The 21,721-nt window shown below is 42.3% G+C and carries 23 protein-coding genes; 5 read left to right on the forward strand and 18 right to left on the reverse strand.

Annotation, left to right across the window (positions count from 1 at the left end):
- Entirely contained in the window at positions 1-1,401 is a 1,401-nt protein-coding gene (gene hemN, locus KFB94_05185) for an oxygen-independent coproporphyrinogen III oxidase (protein QVL46480.1), read from the reverse strand.
- 164 nt (positions 1,402-1,565) lie between these two features.
- Here hemN and fnr point away from each other — a divergent pair, with 164 nt between their 5' ends.
- Both fnr and KFB94_05195 read left to right on the forward strand, forming a co-directional pair.
- Positions 1,566-2,297: a fumarate/nitrate reduction transcriptional regulator Fnr gene (fnr, locus tag KFB94_05190; GenBank protein QVL46481.1), complete on the forward strand. Its 732-nt coding sequence runs from the start codon at positions 1,566-1,568 to the stop codon at positions 2,295-2,297.
- Between the two features lie 53 nt (positions 2,298-2,350).
- Positions 2,351-3,190, forward strand: a complete 840-nt coding sequence (locus tag KFB94_05195; protein ID QVL46482.1) for a radical SAM protein — start codon at positions 2,351-2,353, stop codon at positions 3,188-3,190.
- Here the strand turns inward: KFB94_05195 and KFB94_05200 are convergent.
- The 11 genes from KFB94_05200 to KFB94_05250 all read right to left on the reverse strand — a co-directional run bounded on the left by KFB94_05200 (position 3,187) and on the right by KFB94_05250 (position 13,708).
- A complete protein-coding gene (locus tag KFB94_05200; protein ID QVL46483.1) occupies positions 3,187-3,450 on the reverse strand; it encodes a FixH family protein in 264 nt (87 codons plus the stop codon). The genes KFB94_05195 and KFB94_05200 overlap by 4 nt on opposite strands.
- 27 nt (positions 3,451-3,477) lie before the next feature.
- Entirely contained in the window at positions 3,478-4,920 is a 1,443-nt protein-coding gene (gene ccoG / locus KFB94_05205) for a cytochrome c oxidase accessory protein CcoG (protein QVL46484.1), read from the reverse strand.
- A 29-nt stretch (positions 4,921-4,949) separates the two neighbouring features.
- Entirely contained in the window at positions 4,950-5,861 is a 912-nt protein-coding gene (gene ccoP, locus KFB94_05210; protein QVL46485.1) for a cytochrome-c oxidase, cbb3-type subunit III, read from the reverse strand.
- An 11-nt stretch (positions 5,862-5,872) separates the two neighbouring features.
- Complete coding sequence (locus KFB94_05215) at positions 5,873-6,010, reverse strand: cbb3-type cytochrome c oxidase subunit 3 (protein ID QVL46486.1); 138 nt, start codon at positions 6,008-6,010, stop codon at positions 5,873-5,875.
- 19 nt (positions 6,011-6,029) lie between these two features.
- Complete coding sequence (gene ccoO, locus KFB94_05220; protein ID QVL46487.1) at positions 6,030-6,656, reverse strand: cytochrome-c oxidase, cbb3-type subunit II; 627 nt, start codon at positions 6,654-6,656, stop codon at positions 6,030-6,032.
- Between the two features lie 10 nt (positions 6,657-6,666).
- Positions 6,667-8,103: a cytochrome-c oxidase, cbb3-type subunit I gene (ccoN, locus tag KFB94_05225; GenBank protein ID QVL46488.1), complete on the reverse strand. Its 1,437-nt coding sequence runs from the start codon at positions 8,101-8,103 to the stop codon at positions 6,667-6,669.
- 69 nt (positions 8,104-8,172) lie between these two features.
- The gene (gene ccoS, locus KFB94_05230) at positions 8,173-8,310 is read right to left on the reverse strand and encodes a cbb3-type cytochrome oxidase assembly protein CcoS (GenBank protein ID QVL46489.1); all 138 of its coding nucleotides are present in this window, start codon (positions 8,308-8,310) and stop codon (positions 8,173-8,175) included.
- Positions 8,311-8,318: 8 nt separating this feature from the next.
- Positions 8,319-10,622: a cadmium-translocating P-type ATPase gene (gene cadA / locus KFB94_05235; GenBank protein QVL46490.1), complete on the reverse strand. Its 2,304-nt coding sequence runs from the start codon at positions 10,620-10,622 to the stop codon at positions 8,319-8,321.
- A gap of 96 nt (positions 10,623-10,718) precedes the next feature.
- Positions 10,719-11,531: a triose-phosphate isomerase gene (gene tpiA, locus KFB94_05240; GenBank protein QVL46491.1), complete on the reverse strand. Its 813-nt coding sequence runs from the start codon at positions 11,529-11,531 to the stop codon at positions 10,719-10,721.
- 29 nt (positions 11,532-11,560) lie between these two features.
- Positions 11,561-12,622, reverse strand: coding sequence for a fructose-bisphosphate aldolase class II (gene fba / locus KFB94_05245; protein ID QVL46492.1), 1,062 nt, complete (start codon positions 12,620-12,622; stop codon positions 11,561-11,563).
- Positions 12,623-12,685: 63 nt separating this feature from the next.
- Positions 12,686-13,708: a class 1 fructose-bisphosphatase gene (locus KFB94_05250; GenBank protein QVL46493.1), complete on the reverse strand. Its 1,023-nt coding sequence runs from the start codon at positions 13,706-13,708 to the stop codon at positions 12,686-12,688.
- A 116-nt stretch (positions 13,709-13,824) separates the two neighbouring features.
- Here KFB94_05250 and KFB94_05255 point away from each other — a divergent pair, with 116 nt between their 5' ends.
- Entirely contained in the window at positions 13,825-14,736 is a 912-nt protein-coding gene (locus KFB94_05255) for a LysR family transcriptional regulator (protein QVL46494.1), read from the forward strand.
- A gap of 134 nt (positions 14,737-14,870) precedes the next feature.
- Here KFB94_05255 and KFB94_05260 read toward each other — a convergent pair whose 3' ends face one another.
- The 6 genes from KFB94_05260 to KFB94_05285 all read right to left on the reverse strand — a co-directional run bounded on the left by KFB94_05260 (position 14,871) and on the right by KFB94_05285 (position 19,268).
- Positions 14,871-15,203 carry a type II toxin-antitoxin system HicB family antitoxin gene (locus KFB94_05260; GenBank protein QVL44730.1) on the reverse strand — a complete coding sequence of 111 codons (333 nt, stop codon included), beginning with the start codon at positions 15,201-15,203 and terminating at the stop codon, positions 14,871-14,873.
- Positions 15,200-15,454, reverse strand: coding sequence for a type II toxin-antitoxin system HicA family toxin (locus KFB94_05265; protein QVL46575.1), 255 nt, complete (start codon positions 15,452-15,454; stop codon positions 15,200-15,202). The genes KFB94_05260 and KFB94_05265 overlap by 4 nt, the downstream gene beginning before the upstream one ends.
- A gap of 255 nt (positions 15,455-15,709) precedes the next feature.
- Positions 15,710-15,943, reverse strand: a complete 234-nt coding sequence (locus KFB94_05270) for a hypothetical protein (protein QVL44731.1) — start codon at positions 15,941-15,943, stop codon at positions 15,710-15,712.
- A 133-nt stretch (positions 15,944-16,076) separates the two neighbouring features.
- The gene (locus tag KFB94_05275) at positions 16,077-16,589 is read right to left on the reverse strand and encodes a mechanosensitive ion channel (GenBank protein ID QVL44732.1); all 513 of its coding nucleotides are present in this window, start codon (positions 16,587-16,589) and stop codon (positions 16,077-16,079) included.
- An 18-nt stretch (positions 16,590-16,607) separates the two neighbouring features.
- The gene (rlmF, locus tag KFB94_05280) at positions 16,608-17,513 is read right to left on the reverse strand and encodes a 23S rRNA (adenine(1618)-N(6))-methyltransferase RlmF (protein QVL46576.1); all 906 of its coding nucleotides are present in this window, start codon (positions 17,511-17,513) and stop codon (positions 16,608-16,610) included.
- Between the two features lie 6 nt (positions 17,514-17,519).
- A complete protein-coding gene (locus KFB94_05285) occupies positions 17,520-19,268 on the reverse strand; it encodes a YcaO-like family protein (protein QVL44733.1) in 1,749 nt (582 codons plus the stop codon).
- Between the two features lie 166 nt (positions 19,269-19,434).
- Here KFB94_05285 and KFB94_05290 point away from each other — a divergent pair, with 166 nt between their 5' ends.
- Both KFB94_05290 and KFB94_05295 read left to right on the forward strand, forming a co-directional pair.
- The gene (locus KFB94_05290) at positions 19,435-19,647 is read left to right on the forward strand and encodes a dodecin domain-containing protein (protein QVL44734.1); all 213 of its coding nucleotides are present in this window, start codon (positions 19,435-19,437) and stop codon (positions 19,645-19,647) included.
- Positions 19,648-19,653: 6 nt separating this feature from the next.
- The gene (locus tag KFB94_05295) at positions 19,654-21,639 is read left to right on the forward strand and encodes a bifunctional (p)ppGpp synthetase/guanosine-3',5'-bis(diphosphate) 3'-pyrophosphohydrolase (GenBank protein QVL44735.1); all 1,986 of its coding nucleotides are present in this window, start codon (positions 19,654-19,656) and stop codon (positions 21,637-21,639) included.
- Positions 21,640-21,721: the final 82 nt, after the last annotated feature.

The following is a 21,721-nucleotide window of genomic DNA, read 5'->3' on the forward strand; positions in this document are numbered from 1 at the left end:
TTAAATTATTTTTGAGAATCGTGCGCGTGTTTGATCAACTTGTAAATATTGATCAAACACCATTGCAATGGCACGCACAAAATACCACCCTATTTCTGTTACGTATAAGCCTTCCTCATCAAAAGTCACCATGCCGGCATGTTGTAATGGTTGTAATGCTGCCAACTCGTTAGAGAAATAATGCTTAAAGTCAATCATATAGGCCAATGCTATTGGCTCAAATTGCACTTCGCCTTGACACATAATAGACATGATAACGCTACGCCTTATCAAATCATCACTTGATAATGCTAAACCCCGTACAATCGGTAATCGGCCTTGATCCAAGGTATCGTAATATTCTTCGATTGTTTTTGCGTTTTGACTATAGGTGGCACCTATCCGTCCAATTGAAGAAACACCCAGCGCAATCAAATCACAGTCCGGTTGTGTACTATATCCTTGAAAATTACGATGCAAGCGGCCTTGTCGTTTTGCCACTGCCAATGCATCTTCTGGTAACGCAAAATGGTCCATACCAATATAGACATAACCTGCTGCAATCAATTTAGCAATCGCAGTAGACAGCATTGTTAATTTTATAGCTGCCGCTGGTAAAGCCTCTGTTTGGATACGGCGCTGTGGTTTAAATCGCTCTGGCAAATGGGCATATGCATACAAGGCGATTCTGTCTGGTTTAATGGCAATGACTTGATCGATTGTATGTGAAAAGGTATCCGCTGTTTGTTGCGGTAGACCATAAATTAAATCCACATTGAGTGACTCAAATTGTTGATGTCGCGCCTCTTTCACCAACGCCATTACCTGCTCAAATGGCTGTATACGATGCACTGCTTTCTGCACATCCGCATTAAAATCTTGCACACCAAAACTCAATCGGTTGAATCCTAAAGCGCGCAGATTATTGAGCCGTGTTTTATCCACAGTTCGCGGATCAATTTCAATTGAATACTCCCCAACTGGCGACATAAGAAATTTTCTTCTCAATTCGCTCATCAATTGAGTCAACTCTACATCGGTAAAAAATGTTGGTGAGCCACCCCCTAAATGTAATTGAGAAACACTGGGCTTTTTACCCAAATGGGCGATATGTAGATCCATTTCTTTGCTTAGATACTGCAAATAAGTGGTGCTGTGCCGGTGATGCTTGGTGACCATTTTATTGCATGCACAAAAAAAGCAAAGAGACTCGCAAAAAGGAATATGGATGTAAAGTGATAGCGGTAAGGAGGCGCGGCCAATTTCGCGTATCTGCAACGCTTGCTTGTAGTGCTTTTCTGTAAACGCTTCTACAAATCGATCTGCCGTAGGATAAGAGGTGTATCTTGGCCCTGCTATATCATATTTTTGCAGCAGATCTGTTGATACCTTTGTTATATGGCCATTGTCGACTTCAATCATTTATTACTCCTCATTTAAATGCTATTATTCAAATAAAATAGATGTTTAGCTTTGATACAAATCAACATTAGTTAAAAGTAACAATAATTGGCGTTACACTAGACTTTAATGTCTATTAAGCGCATATTAGTGTTGCTCAATTAGCCACTTAAATTAGATAAAACATGGATGCAGCATCAATCTCCCAAGACCTCAAAACTGCTTGCTCAAATTGCAATCTGAGAGAGTTATGTATGCCGTTAGGCTTCACCAATCAAGACATGAAAAAAATTGACGAAGTCGTCAAGACGCGTCGCAAAGTTAAACAAGGTGAATTATTATTTGGTAACGGCGATGCTTTTTCATCTTTATTTGCTATTCGTACTGGTTTTTTTAAAACCAGCATTTCTACTGAAGATGGTCGAGAGCAGGTGGTTGGCTTTCAGATGGCGGGTGAAATTGTTGGTCTTGATGGTATTGTGAATGATTTACATAGTTGCAATGCCATTGCATTAGAAGATGCTGAGGTGTGTGTGATGCCGTTTGCCAATATCGAAGCGCTTTCTCGAGAATTTCCGCAATTGCAACGTCATATTCACAAAATCATGAGTCGTGAAATTGTGCGCGAAAATAACGTCATGATGTTACTGGGCAATATGCGGGCAGAAGAACGATTAGCTGGGTTTCTGTTGAATCTACTACAACGTTTACATGCGCGTGGATTCTCGCAATCAGAAATCATTTTAAGAATGACGCGTGAGGAGATTGGTAGTTATCTCGGCATGAAGCTAGAAACAGTCAGCCGTACTTTCTCAAAGTTTAGTGAAGAAGGCATTATTGAAGTTAAACAGCGCTATGTGCATATAATTAAAGCAGACGAATTGAAGAAAATTTTTAATTTATCTAGTTGTAATTAAACTGCCGCCAAACTTTAATTGTTGTCTACTACTTGTTTAATCATGACAATACATTGAAAAAAGTCTTAACCGTCACCGACCATAATCGCGACAGCGGTTACCATTATGTTTATCCAGTCGTATCCCGACGAGCAGGTGGTGTTTCTATCGGCATCAATCTGAATGTGAATAATGTTTGTAACTGGCGCTGTATCTATTGCAATGTCCCCAACTTAACGCGCGGCAAACCAACGCCAATCGATTTGGTGCTATTAGAACAAGAGCTTCGCACTTTTTTAAATGACATACTGCATGGTAACTTTATGCAAAGGCAAGTGAGCCAGTCAGATAGACAACTACAAGATATTGCTTTCTCAGGCAATGGCGAACCAACAAGCGCACCTGAATTTCCATGCATCGTGCCCTTAGTCATTAAGATATTGAGTGACGTTAATTTGCTGGGCAATATCAAAATTCGTGTTATCACCAATGGCAGTCTGATAAACAAGCCATCCGTTTTGGCTAGTCTGCACCAATTATCTTATGCTAATGGCGAAGTGTGGTTTAAATTAGATGCGGGCACTAAAGCTGGAATAATGCGTATCAATGATGTAGATATCGATCCCAATAGTCACATGAATCGTTTAAAACAATGTGCGGTAGCATGTCCTACTTTTATACAAACATGCGTCTTTACCTTAGACGGGGCGCCGCCTTCAGTACAGGAAATAGCCGCTTATTTAACGCGCATCACATCAGTCAGCAACGTGATTAAAGGTGTACACCTGTATGGAGTTGCGCGCCAATCTATGCAAGCTGAAGCGGCTAGAATCGGTCAAGTATCTGCAACGTGGTTAGACGATTTAGCAGCGCAGATTGCTGGGCTAGGCGTTGCTGTGCATGTGAGCGCTTAATCTATCGGTTTTTTGATACCAGTGGCAGCATGGTTACGCGCCTTCATTGCAGGTGCTAATTCTTCTGTTGCCAGCGCTTCTGCGGCAAGCGTTTTGTTAATTTCCATGCCTTTAACATAATAGTTTTCAATCACAGGATCAGGGGTTTTTATTGCAAAATAAAAGGTAATAAAAGACGCAATGATCACCACCAAAGGCCCGCCTATGACCATCCACACATACCCAAACTTCCACCACGGCTTTGTATCTTCAACTATCATTTCGTTTCCTTGTTAACGGCAATACAATTATCTAGGCACCAGGAATATCGACTTCTCAATCAATGTTTCTTGACTATCTACTTCTTCGATTTCAAATTCAATTTTATGTTTACCGCTTTCTAGCGAGCCATCGGGTAATGTCACATCTACCACTATCCAACGCGCTTCAGCCGGCTCTACTGTAATCAGTGGGTTTCTATCGCTGCCTTTAAATCCAACTTTTGCGTTTTGTAAGCCATTCACATTGAGACGATACTGGTGTCTATTCTCGGTGGCATTCATGATTTGTAAGCGATACACATTTTCTAACATACCGCCTTCTACCAGCCTTGCGAGTACCGAGCGATCACGAACAACGTTGACTTTAAACGGTGTTCTGAACCATAAACTTGTTAATAAAGCCGCGATTAATAGAAATAATATCGCTGAATAAATCAGCACCCGTGGTCGCAAAATACGTTTCAGCATTTCACTGCGTGTCCAGTGATTATCCATCGCATTTTGTGTGGTATATTTGATTAAGCCTCTAGGTTGTTCTATTTTATCCATCACATCGTCACAAACATCGGCACACAAGCCACAGCCAATACATTCGTACTGCAAGCCTTCACGAATATCTATCCCGGTAGGACAGACTTGCACACATAAACTGCAGTCAATACAAGCGCCTAATGATTCCGTTTTAGTCGTATTTTTACGTGAGCCTGCCCCTCTTGGTTCACCGCGCGCTTCATCATAGGTCACAATCAGCGTGTCATCATCAAACATCGCGCTTTGAAAACGGGCATAAGGACACATATACTTGCAAACCTGCTCACGCATAAAACCGGCATTTCCATAGGTTGCAAAGGCATAGAAAATCACCCAGAACGTTGCCCATGAACCAAGATTAAGCTGCATCATTTCTGATGCAAGTTCACGAATTGGCGTAAAGTATCCAACAAATGTAAAGCCTGTCCAAGCGGCAAACGCAATCCAAACAAAGTGTTTAGCAGACTTTCTCGATAACTTTTCTAGCGATATTTTCGCCGCATCTAATCGCATTCTTTTGGCACGGTCACCTTCAATTTTTCTTTCTATCCAAAGAAAAATCTCCGTATAAACGGTCTGCGGACAGGTATAGCCACACCACAAACGGCCCGCAATTGCCGTAAATAAAAACAGGGACAGTGCTGAAATAATTAAAATGGCTGTTAGATAAATTAAATCTTGTGGATATAAAACCAGATTAGCAATATAAAAGCGTCTGCCTGGCAAATCAAACAATAGTGCTTGTCTTTGACCCCATTCTAACCAAGGCACACCATAAAAAAACAGTTGCGTGAGCCAAATCATTGCCCATCGCCACTTAGCAAAATAACCAAAAATACTGCGCGGATATATCTTATCTTCTGCTTTATATAAAGAAATAACCACCTCTTGCGGCGAGGTGGCTTTTTCTTCAATAACGGCGTTATTAGTTTCAGTCATATGCTTTTTTTACAAACTCACGATTAATATTAATGTTTTGTTCCATTTGATAATCCCCAAATATAAGCCGTTAATACTTTTATTTGTTCTGGGGTGAGTTTATCTTCTTGCGCAGGCATTTGATTAACAATACCGTTTTTAATACGACTAATAATCGCCGCCTCACCAGCACCATGCAACCAAATATTATCAGTTAAATTTGGTGCGCCTAATGCTTGATTGCCTTTTCCATCAGGACCATGACAAGCTGCACATGTTGCAAATTTAGCTTCACCTAAACCCGCTCTCGCGGCATCGTGCATACTGCCAGAAAGACTGAGTACGTAGTTAGCCAGATTTTTTATATCTTCATCACTGCCTACCATGGCACCCATTGGCGGCATCATACCGTTACGGCCGTTGATTAGGGTTTCTTCAATTTTTTCTGGGCTACCGCCATGAAGCCAATCATGGTCAGTAAGATTAGGAAATCCTCTGCCGCCGCGCGCATCAGAAGCATGACATTGTGCACAATTATTCATATACAAGCGCTCTCCAATTGCTTTTGCCGCTGGCATAGCGGATAACGCTTCTACTGACACGCCGTCAAATTTAGCATAAAGTGGCTTCAATGCTTCATTTGCTTCAGCAACTTCTGCATGATATTGATTCTCTTGCGTCCAGTTTTTTGAGCCATCATAGGTGGCTAAACCGGGATAAAGTGCCAAATAAATAAAACCAAAAATGATGGTAATAATAAATAACCACACCCACCATCTTGGTAGTGGATTATTCATTTCGGTTATATCTTCATCCCATACATGACCACTGGTATTGTCACCGTTCTTACTCACGATTTTCATTTTGCTTGTGAACCATAATAAGAATGCACAACCAATAATGCCAACAACCGTAATAATGGCGATAAAGTAAGGCCAAAAATTATTGAAAAAATCACTCATTTTACGTTCCTTTATTTTTCATCAAAAGGCAGTCTGGCTGCCTCTTCAAAATCTGCAGTATGGCGATGGCGCCATACCCAAACAATAATGCCAACAAATACAATAAAACTAATCAATGTGACTAATATACGTAATAAGTTGATATCCATCAGGTGCTCCATTCTTTATTTATTTAAGATGAATGCCCAACACTTGCATATAAGCAATAATGGCATCTAGCTCTGTTTTGCCTTCCACTTCTGCCGCCGCACCTGCAATCTGTTCGTCGGTATATGGCACACCCACTTTACGCAATGCCGCCATATTTTTTCCAATATCGGCATTCACTGGTGCGTTTTCTAACCATGGATACGCTGGCATAATCGATTCTGGCACCACATCACGCGGATTGATTAGATGAATACGTTGCCATTCATCACTGTACTTCCCACCCACACGATGCAAATCAGGACCAGTACGCTTACTGCCCCACTGGAACGGGTGATCGTAAACAAACTCACCTGCAACAGAGTAATGGCCATAGCGCAATGTTTCTGCCCTTAGTGGTCGTATCATCTGTGAATGACAGTTATAGCACCCTTCGCGCTGATAAATATCACGCCCAACTAATTGTAACGGTGTGTATGGCTCCAAGCCTTTGATAGGTTCAGTTGTCGACTTTTGAAAGAACAAAGGCACGATTTCTACCAGCCCACCAATCGACACCACGACCAATATCAATACAATCATCAAAAAGTTATTGGTTTCAATCTTCTCGTGACTGAAGCCTGTTTTTTTATCATTTAAATCTGACATAACATTTTCCTTAAACGTGAGCTGCAACAGGTGGAATAGTTGCCGTTGCTGGCTGACCACTCGTCGCTGTTTTCAATACATTCCAAAGCATAACGACCATACCACCAAGGTAAAGTAGACCACCCAGTAAACGAATAAAGTAGTATGGGAACTTGGCTTTTACGCTTTCAACAAAGGTATAAGCCAATGTGCCATCAGCATTCACTGCACGCCACATCAAGCCTTCCATCACACCTGAAATCCACAAGGCTGCAATGTAAAGTACGATACCTATTGTTGCCATCCAGAAATGTAATTCGATGGCTTTAATGCTATGCATTTTTTCTTTGCCAAATAATTTTGGTACTAAGTGATAAAGCGCACCCATCGAAACTAAACCAACCCAACCTAAAGCACCTGAATGCACATGACCAATTGTCCAATCAGTATAGTGAGAAAGTGAGTTAACCGTTTTAATCGCCATCATTGGGCCTTCAAACGTACTCATGCCGTAGAAAGATAATGAAACAATCATGAAACGTAAGATAGGATCCGTACGTAATTTATGCCATGCACCCGACATGGTCATCATGCCATTAATCATACCGCCCCAACTTGGTGCTAATAAAATCAATGAAAACACCATGCCCAATGACTGTGTCCAATCTGGCAACGCTGTGTAATGTAGATGATGCGGACCTGCCCACATATAGGTAAAAATCAATGCCCAGAAGTGAACAATGGACAAGCTATATGAATACACTGGGCGCTCTGCTTGCTTAGGTACAAAGTAATACATAATGCCCAAGAACCCTGCGGTTAAGAAGAAACCAACGGCATTATGGCCATACCACCACTGCACCATGGCATCTTGCACACCAGCGTAAGCAGAATAAGATTTCATAAAGCTCACTGGGATAGCTGCACTATTGACGATATGCAGCAAAGCAACTGCAATAATAAAAGCACCAAAAAACCAGTTTGCAACGTAAATATGTCTTACTTTACGCTTGGCAATCGTGCCAAAAAACACAACTGCAAAAGAAACCCAAACCACGGCAATTAATAAATCAATTGGCCATTCTAGTTCTGCATATTCTTTACTTTGCGTAAAGCCTAATGGCAGTGAAATGGCAGCGGCAACAATGACAACTTGCCAACCCCAAAAGGTAAAAGCGGCCAGTTTTGGCATAAATAAACTGACTTGACTGGTACGTTGCACCACATAATAAGCAGTCGCAAACAGCGTACAACCGCCAAAAGCAAAAATCACAGCATTGGTGTGTAACGGACGTAACCGACCAAAACTGGTCCATGGCAAGCCCAAATTCAGTTCAGGCCAAACAAGCTGGGCAGCAATAATCACCCCAACCAGCATGCCAACAACCCCCCAAACAACCGCCATAATAGAAAACTGCCTTACCGCTGTATCGTGATAAGTCAACGATTCACTTCCTAAACTTTGCATTTTTTTACCCTCATTTTTAACGACATTGAGGGATTATGCTGAAAATCCCCCATCCCAATTTGATACAAATCAATCTTCGTGCAATATACGCTCACCCTCTTCTTCAATATCTTCAAATTGACCTGAATAGATTGCCCACCAAAGACCACCCAAAATGATTAAAACCAAAATGACTGACAAAGGAACGAGTAAAAAGAGAATGTCCATGAAAACTACTAGCCCTGAATTGTATCAATATTTGCCAGGCGCGCCGCGTTCAAAATCACCAATAGTGAACTCAGCGCCATGCCTAATCCTGCCAACCATGCTGGCAACAGACCAGCAACCGCAAGCGGCACGCAGGTTGCATTGTAGATAGCCGCCCATGTTAAGTTCTGTTTAACGATACGCATGGTTCGCTTCGCTTGCCCGATTAAATAGGGCACCATTGCAAGATCGCCATTCATCACAACAAAATCAGATTGCGCTTGCGCCAATGGCACAGCTTGCCCCATCGCGATTGAAACATGTGCGCTCGCCAATACTGGTCCATCATTTAAACCATCACCGACCATTAATACTTTTCTGCCTTGTTGTTGCAAGGCTTGAATATGCGCCAATTTATCTTGCGGACTACAATCACCAAACACAGCCTGAATACCAACAGCTTCTGCAACACGTTGCACCGAAGCCAATTTATCACCAGATAATACAGCAACATGCAAACCGTGTTCTGTGACATGACGCACACAAGATGCCGCGCTTGGTTTAATTGATTCAACTATTGCGAAACTGGCTAACCAGCCCTTATCGGACACTAAATGCACCATAGATCCTTCGCTGTTTGCCATCTCATCGGCAGTCAAATCACAAAATCTTGTATTGCCTAATTTTAGATTTCCCCACGCTGACTTTGCTGTTAAACCTGCTCCCGACACTTCTTGTACGGCGCTGACTAACTTAGTATTATTGAGCGCTACCGATTTTGCCGCCTCTACCAAGGCACGTGAAACTGGATGTAATGAATGTCGTGCCATGTCGGCGGCGATTTGCAAGGCTTCCGTCTCACTCAAAATACCACTAACTGAAATGTTGCCCACTATCATTTTATCCAATGTTAGCGTGCCCGTTTTATCAAACACAATGGTATCTATATTGGTTAATGCCTCCAGCGCTTGCATTTTACGTACTAAGATACCCGTGCGCGCCAACTTGCCAGACACAGTCAACATTGCTGCGGGCGTGGCCAAAGAGAGTGCACAAGGACAGGTCACAATCAGTACCGCTACTGCCGTCATTAACGCACGACTTTGATCGACTTGCCATAAATAAAGCGCAGTACCAGCCGCCGCCAACAATACCAACAGCAAAAATGGTTGCGCAATACGATCGGCCAATATAGCTAATCTCGGCTTATCGACTGACGCACGCTCCATTAATGCGACTATTTGGGCATAGCGCGTATTGTCTCCAATTTGTGTAATACGCACTTGCACCGCTGCACTTAAATTATGACTGCCTGCAATCACTTCAACGCCCAAGGCTTTTGAGACAGGACGAGATTCTCCTGTCAGTAATGATTCATCTGCTTTGGTATCTCCCAATGTAATGATGCCATCTGCTGGAAATGCCTCACCGGGCAGCACACGCACCACATCGCCTACCATCAAGCGCCTTACCGCAATACGTTCAAATTGGCCATCAGCATTGAGACGCTCGATGATGCTGGGTAAGCGCCGCATCAATACATCCAGTGCCCCTGCAGTTTTATTACGCATGCGTAACTCTATCCAGCGCCCAGTAAGCAGAAAAAACACCAACATGGTTAACGAATCAAAATAGACTTCTGATCCCCACCATCCATTTGGTTCAAACGTTGCCGCAGAGCTGACCAAAAAAGCAATCAAAATCCCAAGAGACACGGGAAAATCCATACTAATTTGACGCTGTTTAATATCGGTTAGTGCGCTTTTAAAAAATGGGCCGCTTGAGAAAAGCATCACAGGCAAGGTTAACACCCACGAAGCCCAGCGCATCAAATTAAGCGTGTCTTGTGTCATCTCGCCGGGGCTCGCATAATAGGCTGGCATGGTATACATCATGACTTGCAACATACAGAAACCAGCAACCAGCAAACGCCAAAGCATCAAGCGCTGACTCTTACGCCTATCATTACGCACCAGTGCATCGGCTGCTGGTAAAGCACGATAACCTGCCTGATTAATCGCCCCCATCCATATTGAGGGGGTTGTATGTTCTGAAGACCACACTAAACGTGCGCGGCCACTGGTTGCATTGACCTCTGCACTCACAATGCCTGGCAAAGCTTTGACTGTCTTTTCTATATTCAGCGCACATGAAGCACAATGCATGCCCTCCACTGCCAAATGGGATTCCCACGTGTGCTCAACATTTGGTAACTTGGTGCTAAAGCTTGACCATTCATCGGGCTCATCCAGCGCAAGCAAAATGCTATCAGTGTCAGTTATTTCATCACTGTTCGCAGGTAATTTACTGAATGTAACTGATGGGTTATCCATGATTATATTGAGTCTTGTTAAGCGTCTATAGTTCGCAGATTTAACATAATAAAATATAGCGGCGCTTCTGATGTTGATTCATATCAAGTACACGCATTAATTGATCTCTACTGGCGTGAGCGTCTGACATGCGCCGGTGTTTGATGCCACACGACAAATCTGTGTAAAGGCTAGCACATTTAGTGCACTATGCCCCACTAAACCACCATCAATATCTGGCAAGGTCAAGATACTGCAAGCATTGTCAGGCGTCAAACTACCACCATAAATAATCCTTACTTTTTTTGCAAAATCCGCATCATATTGCTTGATTAATCGTCTAATGAATGAATGAATTGCTTGTACATGGTCTGGGTCGGCCGCATAGCCCGTACCAATTGCCCACACAGGCTCATACGCAATAACTAAGTTCACTGCTTTTGCTTGACTTAAAGTTGTCTCATCTAAATCAAATATCGCCAACACCTGCGCTTCTATCATCTGTTTAGTTTGGCCAGCGGCATGCTCTTCCAGCGTTTCCCCAACACAATAAATGGGTGTTATTGCTGCATCAACCGCTCTTTTAATTCTAGTGACCGCCGTTTGGTTACTTTCATGGCTATATGTGCGTCGCTCCGAGTGGCCCACAATCACGTATGAGCAGTCAAAATCTGCAATCATCTCTGCTGATACAGAAGCCGTATAAGCCCCATGTACAAACTGGCTTACATTCTGCGCGCCCCACCCTATGCGCGTATCAGCCAATATTTTTTGTGCTTGGAACAAATAGGGATAAGGCAAGCAAATGCCACAATCTACATTGCTCAGCTGTGTTAAGTCTATTGCCATTGCCAATAATAATCTTTCATTTTCTAGTAAATTGCCATGTAATTTCCAGTTTCCAACCACCAGCTGCTTACGTGTTTGCATTACCCATTTCACCTTAACATGTGGTTGTTTTAACTGGCGATATCATGATGCAATTGCGCATATTGATGGGCCATTGCTTCAATTGGAATCGCCTTAATTTTACTAGCATGCCCGGCACTACCAAATGCTTCAAATCGCTCCTGAGCCACCTGCTGAGCGGCCAATGTTGCCGCTTTAAAATATTGTCTTGGGTCAAACACTGCTGGATTTTCACCCATAAATTGTCGAATAGCAGCCGTCATCGCCAATCGAATATCTGTATCAATATTCACTTTACGCACACCATGTTTAATGCCTTCAACAATTTGGGCAATAGGCACGCCATAGGTTTCTTTAATATCGCCGCCATATTGGCGAATGGTAGCCAAACAATCCTGAGAAACACTCGATGCGCCATGCATCACCAAATGCGTATTGGGCAAACGTTCATGAATAGCCTTTAGCCTAGCAATGGATAACACATCATCGGTTGGTGGTCGGCTAAATTTATAGGCGCCGTGACTCGTACCAATCGCAATGGCTAACGCATCAACATGTGTTTCATTCACAAAGGCTACCGCTTCCTCTGGGCTAGTTAATAATTGTTCTCGATCTAGCACACCACTAGCACCAATGCCATCTTCCTCAGCCGCTTCTCCTGTCTCTAACGAACCTAAACAGCCCAGCTCACCTTCAACAGAAATACCGACTGCATGCGCTAGCGTCGTCACTCGCTTTGTTACTTCAACGTTATACTGATAACTCGCAGGCGTTTTGCCATCCTCTTTCAGAGAGCCATCCATCATGACACTAGAAAAACCACTCCGAATGGCGGTTAAACAAACCGTAGCAGAAACACCATGATCTTGATGCATACAGATAGGTAAATGCGGATACTGCTCAATGGCCGCCGCAATCATTTTGCGTAAAAACACTTCGCCAGCATAATCACGTGCGCCTACTGTGGCTTGTAAAATGACAGGGCTATCAACAGCATTTGCCGCAAATAAGATCGCATGTATTTGTTCCATATTATTTACATTGAACGCGGGCAAACCATAATCATGTTCCGCCGCATGATCAAGTAATTGTCTTAATGTGACTAATGCCATCACCTAAACTCCTTAATAACCATTGATTGTTGATGCCATCATCAAACACTACAACTTCGCGCCTCATGCTGGGTTGTCGTCATCGAATCGCTTGTGATATTGCGCAACGACATTCACTTCTGCGCTTGAACCCAATATAACGGGCACACGCTCATGGATATCAGTTGGCGTGATATCCATCAGGCGTTGCCGGCCAGTGGAACTTGCCCCACCCGCCTGCTCGACAATAAAGCTCATTGGATTTGCCTCATAAAGCAACCGCAAGCGCCCTGCTTTTAATGGCAATTTGTTATCTTTTGGATATAAATAAATCCCACCACGCATTAAAATGCGATGCACATCTGCCACCATACTGGCAACCCAGCGCATATTAAAATCTTGCAACCGCAAACCATCATTACCGGCCTTGCACTCTGCGATATAGCGCTGCACTGGCGTCTCCCAAAATCGTTCATTACTCGCATTGATACTAAATTCGGTTGCTGTTTGTGGTATACGCATATTAGGATGGGTTAATTGATAACTGTTGGTATTGCTATCCAATGTATAACCATGCGTGCCCTGCCCAACAGTAAGCACTAACATACATTTTGGCCCATATAGCGCATAACCAGCTGCAACTTGCGCATTGCCTTGTTGCAAATAATGGGCTGTTTCAATCGGACGTGTTTTGGGTGCGTTTACAACTGAAAATATCGATCCAATGCAACCATTAACCTCGATATTAGATGACCCGTCTAGCGGGTCAAAATAAACTAAAAATAGCGCAGCATTGCTTTGTGCTGATAACGGCATTGCCTCATCAATCTCTTCTGACACCAGTCCTGCCACCAATTGCGTCGCTCTCAACGCGTCAATAAAGATCGCATTGCTCAACACATCCAATTGCATTTGCGTTTCACCTTGCACATTTTGACTAGCTAGCTTAGTGGTCACTTCAGCTGTTCCACCTTTTGCAACCAATGTGGCAATATCGATAGTTGCCGTTGCTATGGCATCTAGCAGGCGTGCCAAACAGTCATCATTTGATTGCGCTATAGTTTGCGCAGAGACATGCTGAAACAAGCTGATATTGGCAGTGCTCATCGTTTAATCCATCATTGATTATTTAAATCACCACAGGGAAGCTTTAACAATATAGTCATTAATGATGTTAATGTATACTATAATATTTTATTAGTTTATATTAAGTTTTACTTAACATGAAAAACATCAGCTTACGTCAAATACGCATTTTTCTTAGTGCAGCAAACCACTTAAACTTCTCAAATACGGCCAAAGAACTACACATCACATCCCCGGCAGTGTCACTCCAAATTAAAGAAATGGAAAATGATATTGGAGTGAAATTATTCAATAGAAGCAATAAAAAAATCAGCCTAACGTCAGCAGGTGAATACTTTCTTGTTTATGCAAAACGTATTGTCAGCACCCTACATGAAGCAGAATTAATCATGGGCACATTACAAGGCACTGCATTTAGCACACTCAAGATTGGCTTAGTTAGCACCGCACAGCACTTTTTACCCCATCTGCTGATGGCATTTAAAGCAGAATATCCAACCGTTCAAATTAAGATTGAAGTCCGTAATCGCCAACAATTAATCCAATTACTAAAAGAAGGCGACATTGATGTTGCCATCATGGGCAGGCCACCTAAAGAAATCAACAATGACCTAGCGCCAATTGCAATACATCCACATGGATTTGTCGCCAGTCCTCAACACCCACTCGCATTTCAAACCAAGGTGAGCGCAAGCACATTAAACACGTGTGAACTCATCTCACGAGAACAAGGCTCTGGCACCCGATTTATTATGGAGAAATTCTTATCTGAACATAATATTTCACCATTAATCAGTATGGAAATGTCCAGTAATGAAACAATTAAACTGGCCGTAACAGCCAACTTAGGCATCTCGTTTATGTCTTTACATACGGTTGCGGAAGAGATTAGGACAAAAAAAATTATTGTCTTGGACATAGAAGACACGCCAGTCATCCGCGCTTGGCATGTGGTGTCGCTTAATAATCGACTGACTTCAGCGATGGCAACCAATTTTCAAACCTTTATGCAAAACAGAGGCGGAGAAATTATTAGTAATTTTGCATAAAACATGCCTTGTATTGCCTAAGTAACTGTTCATTTATTGATGCTTAATCACCAAACCTGCCCTTCAGAACTCGGATTATTAATAATTCGTGGCTTATCCCTTAATGTTTCTTTAGAGTGGCAAATGTTTAAGTGCTATGCCACTACGTTTCGTTCGATAACTTCAGAAACCCATGCGTTAAGGCTTTTTCCGTTAGTCTCAGCTGCGATTGCCGCTCTTGCATGCAACTCAGGTTTTAAGCGCAATCTAAATTGGCCTGAGTAAGAATTATTTGGTTCCCGATTTAGTTTTAGACATGTAGCTAGATAATCTTCGACCGCTTCTTCAAAAGCCGCCCTTAACTCAGCAACACTATTGCCATGGAATCCGATTACATCTCGAACACCAGCAATGTGCCCTACAAAGCACTCATCTTTATCACTATATTCAACGCGTGCCGCATAACCTTTATAAGTCATTGTATTCATGGTTTTACTCCTAAACTTTCAATAAATTGTCTTGCATCATGCACCTGGTAAGGCTTCGCTTCCTTTGCTGGGTGCGGCCTATGAAATGTCGCAATCAATCCATCTTTCTCAAATCTTACTCTTGAGCCGTTACCTTCAATCACTTGACAACCCATAGCAACCAGCAATGCTTCAATTCGACGCCATTCAAGAGACTTTGATACTGGAATTGTGAAGATGATTTCTAACGTCTTTTTGTGAGTAGCGTTCATAATAAAAAATGGTATCATAAAATGACACCATTTAAAATGGTTATTTTACTAAGACAATTCCAATGTGGCAAATAAACTTAAGCAAATATCCGCAGAATCCCCAAAGCGGTCATTACCCTAAACAAAAATGCTGCTCTTATTCCTTAGATATATCTATTTTATTAAGGCAAGTCCAGCGTCCTGCTTTATGGATGGGTATTTTGAATTGGAATTACTGGCTTTATTACAAGCGAATCATATTACTTTTTTCTCAAGTTAGGCAGTTGCAGTGTCTTCTGCTTTTGGGGTAGCACCAGGTTTTAACCCTTTTCCGATCTCCAGTTCTGGCTGGGGTAGGAAAGCTTTAACGAATTGATCTAAATCCCAAAACTCTATACTAACGCCGACTAATGTTTGTATTTCTGCAGCAAGGATAGGGTGGCTAACTTTTCCTTTACTCCAATCTTTTTTCTTATCAAAAGTTAACAAGACCGCATGAGTAAACTTCATTTTCTTATGTTTGGCTAAAAGTAAACCTGGACTTCCCAGAATATCGTAGACGTTTTTTACGTTTCCGTTTTGTTACACTATGACGCCTAAGGCAAATAAATCCTGAAAGTCGCCATCCCAGCGCTGTTAAAGCTTAACTGGCATCGGTTGGTGGCGGTATTTCTTCTACTCGAATATTCTGCACCACTGGCTTTTGCAAAATCATGGTGTTTGGATAGGAAATAAGCTGTCCTTCTCTTTTTATCAAGACATGAAAAAGTGAGATTTCCTCAATGACACCACTAATATCCGCTTCTTTATCCACCACGGTAATGTAGTCGCCAACCCGATAAGGAAAGCCAAAGAAGATAATTAAACTGGCGGTGATATTGCTGAGAATCGACCACTGGGCAAATAAGGCAACGCCTAATACCGCAAAAATAGACGAGATAAAAATCAAGACTTGCGAATATTCAATACTCAAAAACATCACCAATATGGCTGAGTAAATAAACAGCAAAGCGATATGAATGGTCTTTTTAATATATTTCATGCGATAAATACTGACCGATTTACCAAAGCCCGATTTATCGACCAACACTGTTGATAGCTTTAAGCTAATCATTAACGCGATAATAATGCCTATTACGATTATTAATTTCATCATGCTTTTTCCTCTGTTGATCTAATTATTAACTGATGACACAACAAAAGTCCATGCCACTATTCGGCTTTGTTTTTGACCTTGTTGCATGTCGATGGTTTTCACCTGTTGCGCGCCTACTTTTTGCAATGCACGATACACACTAGGCAATGTAGTCGCTTTAGAAACCAATGTGGTAAACCACCGACATTGTGTTGCAACCTGCTTGCTTTCCTTCATCATCGCAATCACAAACGCCTCTTCACCACCTTCACAAATCAGCTCATTGCTTTGTCCGCCAAAATTCAATGCGGACTGACCACCTTTACCAAGACCACGCCATTTACGTTGTGTCCCCGCTTGCGCTTCGGCTAAAGAAGCATGAAAAGGCGGATTACACATACTCAATGCAAAATGCTCACCTTTTTTAATTATGCTGCTAAAAAAGTGGTTTTTATTCTCTTGTAATCGCAGTTCTATCTTGTCATTTAAGCTATTGGCATCAACAATCTGTTGTGCATGCTTAATCGCATTCACATCAATATCCGCTCCTACAAACTGCCAACCATAACTGTATTGACCAATTAATGGATAAATCATATTGGCACCAACGCCAATATCTAAGACGCGAATTGGCGATGGTTGATGGGGATTTTCTGCCAACAAATCAGCCAAATAATGCACATAATCTGCACGACCTGGAATTGGTGGACAAAGGTACTGTGGCGGAATATCCCAAACCGCCACGTCATAATATTGCTTTAACAACGCTTGATTCAATGCCTTCACTGCCTGCGGATTAGCAAAATCAATGGATGCATCGCCAAACTTATTTGCTTTAACAAACGGCTTTAGAGCGGAATTTGCCGTCATCAACAAATCCAAATCATAGCGATCGCGATGTTGATTACGTAAATGTAATGCAGTTTTTATTTGCGTGGGTTTCAAATCCAATTAAACCTGCTGAGGCGCTCTCACTTTTTGATAAGCCGCTAATAATTGTTGATGCATCTTGCTACCTTCATAATTGGCGCCTAAATTATTGAGGCCAAAATATTGGGTTTCTTGATTAAATAAGCTCAGTGCTAGTTGTAGGGTTTCTTGGCCGTACATCAACGCTAGATTAGATTCAAATAAAGCAATGTCGCCGCTTTCGGTGTCTTGGGCAATTTGCACAAGGTCGGCAATACAGCTATACACTTTCAAGCGCGCCGTTGGCAAATCATTAATTTGTGCAATCCACTCACAGCCATCTAAAATTTCATCTACATCACCTGCTGCAATGGCGGCTAGCGTTTTCAGCTCACCAATTCGTAAATCTTGCCACGGCATATTGGCATCGGCACACAGGCCAATCAAAATATAAACGTGCAAGTCATCTTGAAAATTAATGTCCATCAATACTTCCAATAGCTTAGCAGACTCTGTTTCTGTTAAATCCTGTAAGCGTTGGGCATAAGGTCGCACTAGATTACCAACCGTATTATTTTGCCATTCCAATTCTTCTACTGGATAAATTTCGCTCATGCCGGGTACAAAAATACGGCAAGCATACACCCCTAAATGTTCAAAATCGGCAATATATAAATCATGTCCGCTTTCCTGAATCTTATTGACGCTCCACTGGTAATCTTCTTCCGTCGTGGTGCCGAAGTTCCAATCAACAAAATCATAATCGGGTGTGCTGCGTAAAAACTCCCAGCTAATGACACCGCTAGAATCCACAAAGTGAATTTCTAAATTTTGTGCATCGGCAATTTCTTCCCTATCAAAACCCGGTTTAACAAATCCAGTTAAGCTATCTAAAGCGCGGCCTTGAATGAGCTCAGTCAGTGAACGCTCTAATGCCACTTCAAAACGCGGATGTGCGCCAAAACTGGCAAAACAACCTTGATCTTCGGGATGTAATAAAGTCACATTCATCACAGGATATTGACCGCCAAGCGATGCATCTTTAACTAAAATGCCATAACCCGCATCACGCAAACCCTTTATGCCTGCTGCTATACGTGGATAGCGAGCAATCACTTCTTCTGGCACATCGGGCAAACAAATGGCTTCTGCAATAATTCTGTTTTTAATGTTACGTTCGAAAATTTCTGCTAAAGCTTGAGTACGTGCTTCTTTCATTGTATTGCCCGCACTCATGCCATTGCTCACATAAATGTTGCCAATTAAATTAACTGGAAATAAAACGGTTTTGCCGTCACGCAAACGCGTATAAGGAATGGTGCAAATACCACGCTTTTGATTGCCAGAATTTAAATCAATCAATTGGCTGGCAGCAACGCTACCTTCTGGGTTATAAAATTGTTGTAATTCTGGCGTCAGTATCTTAGTTGGCCAGGCATCGCCTTGTAATAGAAACCATTGTTCATTTGGATAATGCACCCAATCAGCATTGGCTATGGTTTCGCCCAGATAAAAATCTGTCCATAAATAATTAGTGCCTAAGCGCTCAAAAAATTCACCCAAGGCACTGGCGCGCGCGGCTAATTGGGACGCGCCTTTGCCATTGGTAAATAAACGTGGACAATCACGATTGGTAATATGCACAGACCAAATGCCTTCAACTTCATTTAGCCATGACTTTTCTTCGACATGAATGCCAAGCGCTAATAACTTGCTTTGCAGGGTGCTAATGGAAGACTCTAACGAGGCATCTTTGCTAGGAATAAAGGTTTGATTGGCAGTGGTTGTCATGGCGTTATCATTAAAGTCATCAAAAGCATCAGCATAGCATGCCTGGGTTGGCTATTTGTATCATGCACATTTAACAACTGTTAAATTATACTGGTCATCATTGCATAAAAAGGTAATGATGATAGTTATCACCATTTCGGTGAAGTTAACCCTTTAGGAGAAGCACATGTCTACAGCACATACTTATAAGAAAATCGAACTCGTCGGTAGCTCAACGGTTGGCACTGACGATGCGATTCAAAATGCCATTGCCAAAGCAGCTAAAACCATCAAGCACATGGATTGGTTTGAAGTAACAGAAACGCGCGGTCATATTGTGGATGGTAACATTGCGCATTATCAAGTCACACTTAAAATAGGTTTTAGAATTGCAGATTAACACCCTATGATTCACGGTTCTAGTGCACTACAAATTCCTGCATTATCTGATGAAGATACGCAGGCATGGATAGCATCTTTATCCAATAGCTTCACAGCTTCAGAGGTAGAAGTCATTAGCCAAGCTTGTCAGCTAGCAAGCTTGGCTTATAGCAACAATACAGAAAAAACGGGCGCGCCTCTCATGCATCATGCAACTGGGACAGCGGCTATTCTGATGAGCTTAAATCTTGATGCAGAAGCCATTGCTGCTACTATTTTGTATGCCACTCCTCGCCATATCGATAATTGGCAGGAAACACTTAACAGCCGTTTTGGTTCATCTATTAGCAACTTAGTCGCTGGCTTAATGCAGATAGAACAAGTGCAGGCGTTTGGTTCGATAGACACAATTAACCAAAAAGACAAAGGTAAAAATGACCAAAACCATCAGGTAGAAAGTCTGCGCAAAATGCTATTGGCAATGGTGCAAGATATTCGGGTAGTGTTGATTAAATTGGCAGAACGCACACAAACTTTACGCAGCCTGACCAAGGCAGACAAAAGCCTGCAACAGCAAACGGCCAAAGAAATTCAGGGTGTCTATGCCCCGCTGGCTAATCGGCTAGGCGTATGGCAATTAAAGTGGGAGATGGAAGATCTTTCGCTACGTTATCTCGAGCCACAACTATACAAACAAGTTGCCCAATCATTGGATGCGCGCCGCTTAGATCGCGAGCAATATATTCAACATGTTGAGCAACAGCTAAAACAACAGTTGACGCAAGCTGGTATAACAGCTGAGGTTTCTGGACGACCCAAACATATCTATAGCATTATTAATAAAATGCGCCGCAAAAATCTGCATTTTGAGCAATTGTATGATGTGCGTGCTGTTCGCATATTGGTTGACAATATTGAGCAATGTTATACCGCACTGAGTATTGTTCAAGCGTTATGGCAGACCATACCTGGTGAATTTGACGACTATATTGCTAAACCCAAAAGCAATGGCTACCGCTCTCTACACACTGCCGTTCATGGCCCGGAGGGACTGGCATTAGAAGTACAAATTAGGACGCATGAAATGCATGCGTTTTCTGAGCTTGGTGTGGCAGCGCATTGGCGCTATAAAGAGGGTGGTAAAACCGATATCGCATTAGATGAAAAGATTGCTTTATTGCGCCAAATCCTGTCTTGGAAAGAAGAGCCTAAAGATAGCGATGATTTATTAGCACAATTTAATACGGCGCTTTTTAAAGAAAATGTGTATGTTTTTACCCCGCAAGGTAAGGTGATTGATTTACCAAAAGATGCCACGCCCGTTGATTTTGCATACGCATTGCATACTGATTTAGGCCATCGCACCCGCGGTGCCAAAGTGGATGGGCATATTGTGCCTCTGCATTACAAATTGCAAAATGCACAACATGTAGAAATTTTGACGCATAAAATAGGGGCGCCAAGTCGTGATTGGTTGAGTCCAACGCTCGGTTATTTAAAAACAAGTAGTGCACGTGCAAAAGTGCGTTATTGGTTTAAACATCAACATGCCGAAGAACATATTTCTCAAGGTCGTACCAAACTAGACAAAGAACTGCATCGTTCTGGTGTTGGTGCGATTAATCAAGAAAAAATTGCGCAAAAGCTACATTTTAATAAGCTTGATGATTGCTTAAATGCAATTGGACGAGGCGATATAAGCGAGCATCAAATCGCCAACGCGATTCAAGAGGTTGTCAATCCAAAGTCGACTGAGAAGGCCACGCATCAAGTCGCGCACAAAACATTCGCTCACACTGCACCAACAGAAGTCATATTAGAAGGTGTTGGCAACCTACAAACCAATCTAGCCAGATGTTGTAATCCCGTCTATCCCGATGCCATTATTGCGTATGTCACCCGTGATCGTGGTGTAACGGTGCATCGTCAGCACTGTAGCTTTATTAAGCGATTAGAGCCTAATCGTCATGAACGTTTGCTAAAAGCCCAATGGCAACAAAAGAAGAGTTAACTTTTTCAAAAGTCGTCTCATACATTCGCATTTGGGAAATTGGTGAATTGGCATTGAGTTCTGAGTTACTACTGATATGCGC

This window comes from Methylophilaceae bacterium (assembly GCA_018398995.1).
GTDB lineage: Bacteria > Pseudomonadota > Gammaproteobacteria > Burkholderiales > Methylophilaceae.

What these genes read in the sequence shown, in the direction of transcription:
- ccoP (QVL46485.1), bottom strand. Translation starts at nt 5,861, where the DNA reads ATGAGTGATTTTTTCAATAATTTTTGGCCTTACTTTATCGCCATTATT.
- KFB94_05215 (QVL46486.1), bottom strand. Translation starts at nt 6,010, where the DNA reads ATGGATATCAACTTATTACGTATATTAGTCACATTGATTAGTTTTATT.
- KFB94_05200 (QVL46483.1), bottom strand. Translation starts at nt 3,450, where the DNA reads ATGATAGTTGAAGATACAAAGCCGTGGTGGAAGTTTGGGTATGTGTGG.
- ccoG (QVL46484.1), bottom strand. Translation starts at nt 4,920, where the DNA reads ATGACTGAAACTAATAACGCCGTTATTGAAGAAAAAGCCACCTCGCCG.
- fba (QVL46492.1), bottom strand. Translation starts at nt 12,622, where the DNA reads ATGGCATTAGTCACATTAAGACAATTACTTGATCATGCGGCGGAACAT.
- KFB94_05255 (QVL46494.1), top strand. Translation starts at nt 13,825, where the DNA reads ATGAAAAACATCAGCTTACGTCAAATACGCATTTTTCTTAGTGCAGCA.
- KFB94_05260 (QVL44730.1), bottom strand. Translation starts at nt 15,203, where the DNA reads ATGAATACAATGACTTATAAAGGTTATGCGGCACGCGTTGAATATAGT.
- ccoN (QVL46488.1), bottom strand. Translation starts at nt 8,103, where the DNA reads ATGCAAAGTTTAGGAAGTGAATCGTTGACTTATCACGATACAGCGGTA.
- KFB94_05270 (QVL44731.1), bottom strand. Translation starts at nt 15,943, where the DNA reads ATGAAGTTTACTCATGCGGTCTTGTTAACTTTTGATAAGAAAAAAGAT.
- KFB94_05295 (QVL44735.1), top strand. Translation starts at nt 19,654, where the DNA reads ATGATTCACGGTTCTAGTGCACTACAAATTCCTGCATTATCTGATGAA.
- KFB94_05290 (QVL44734.1), top strand. Translation starts at nt 19,435, where the DNA reads ATGTCTACAGCACATACTTATAAGAAAATCGAACTCGTCGGTAGCTCA.
- KFB94_05265 (QVL46575.1), bottom strand. Translation starts at nt 15,454, where the DNA reads ATGAACGCTACTCACAAAAAGACGTTAGAAATCATCTTCACAATTCCA.
- cadA (QVL46490.1), bottom strand. Translation starts at nt 10,622, where the DNA reads ATGGATAACCCATCAGTTACATTCAGTAAATTACCTGCGAACAGTGAT.
- ccoS (QVL46489.1), bottom strand. Translation starts at nt 8,310, where the DNA reads ATGGACATTCTCTTTTTACTCGTTCCTTTGTCAGTCATTTTGGTTTTA.
- KFB94_05250 (QVL46493.1), bottom strand. Translation starts at nt 13,708, where the DNA reads ATGAGCACTGCCAATATCAGCTTGTTTCAGCATGTCTCTGCGCAAACT.
- KFB94_05285 (QVL44733.1), bottom strand. Translation starts at nt 19,268, where the DNA reads ATGACAACCACTGCCAATCAAACCTTTATTCCTAGCAAAGATGCCTCG.
- hemN (QVL46480.1), bottom strand. Translation starts at nt 1,401, where the DNA reads ATGATTGAAGTCGACAATGGCCATATAACAAAGGTATCAACAGATCTG.
- tpiA (QVL46491.1), bottom strand. Translation starts at nt 11,531, where the DNA reads ATGCAAACACGTAAGCAGCTGGTGGTTGGAAACTGGAAATTACATGGC.
- fnr (QVL46481.1), top strand. Translation starts at nt 1,566, where the DNA reads ATGGATGCAGCATCAATCTCCCAAGACCTCAAAACTGCTTGCTCAAAT.
- KFB94_05275 (QVL44732.1), bottom strand. Translation starts at nt 16,589, where the DNA reads ATGATGAAATTAATAATCGTAATAGGCATTATTATCGCGTTAATGATT.
- ccoO (QVL46487.1), bottom strand. Translation starts at nt 6,656, where the DNA reads ATGTCAGATTTAAATGATAAAAAAACAGGCTTCAGTCACGAGAAGATT.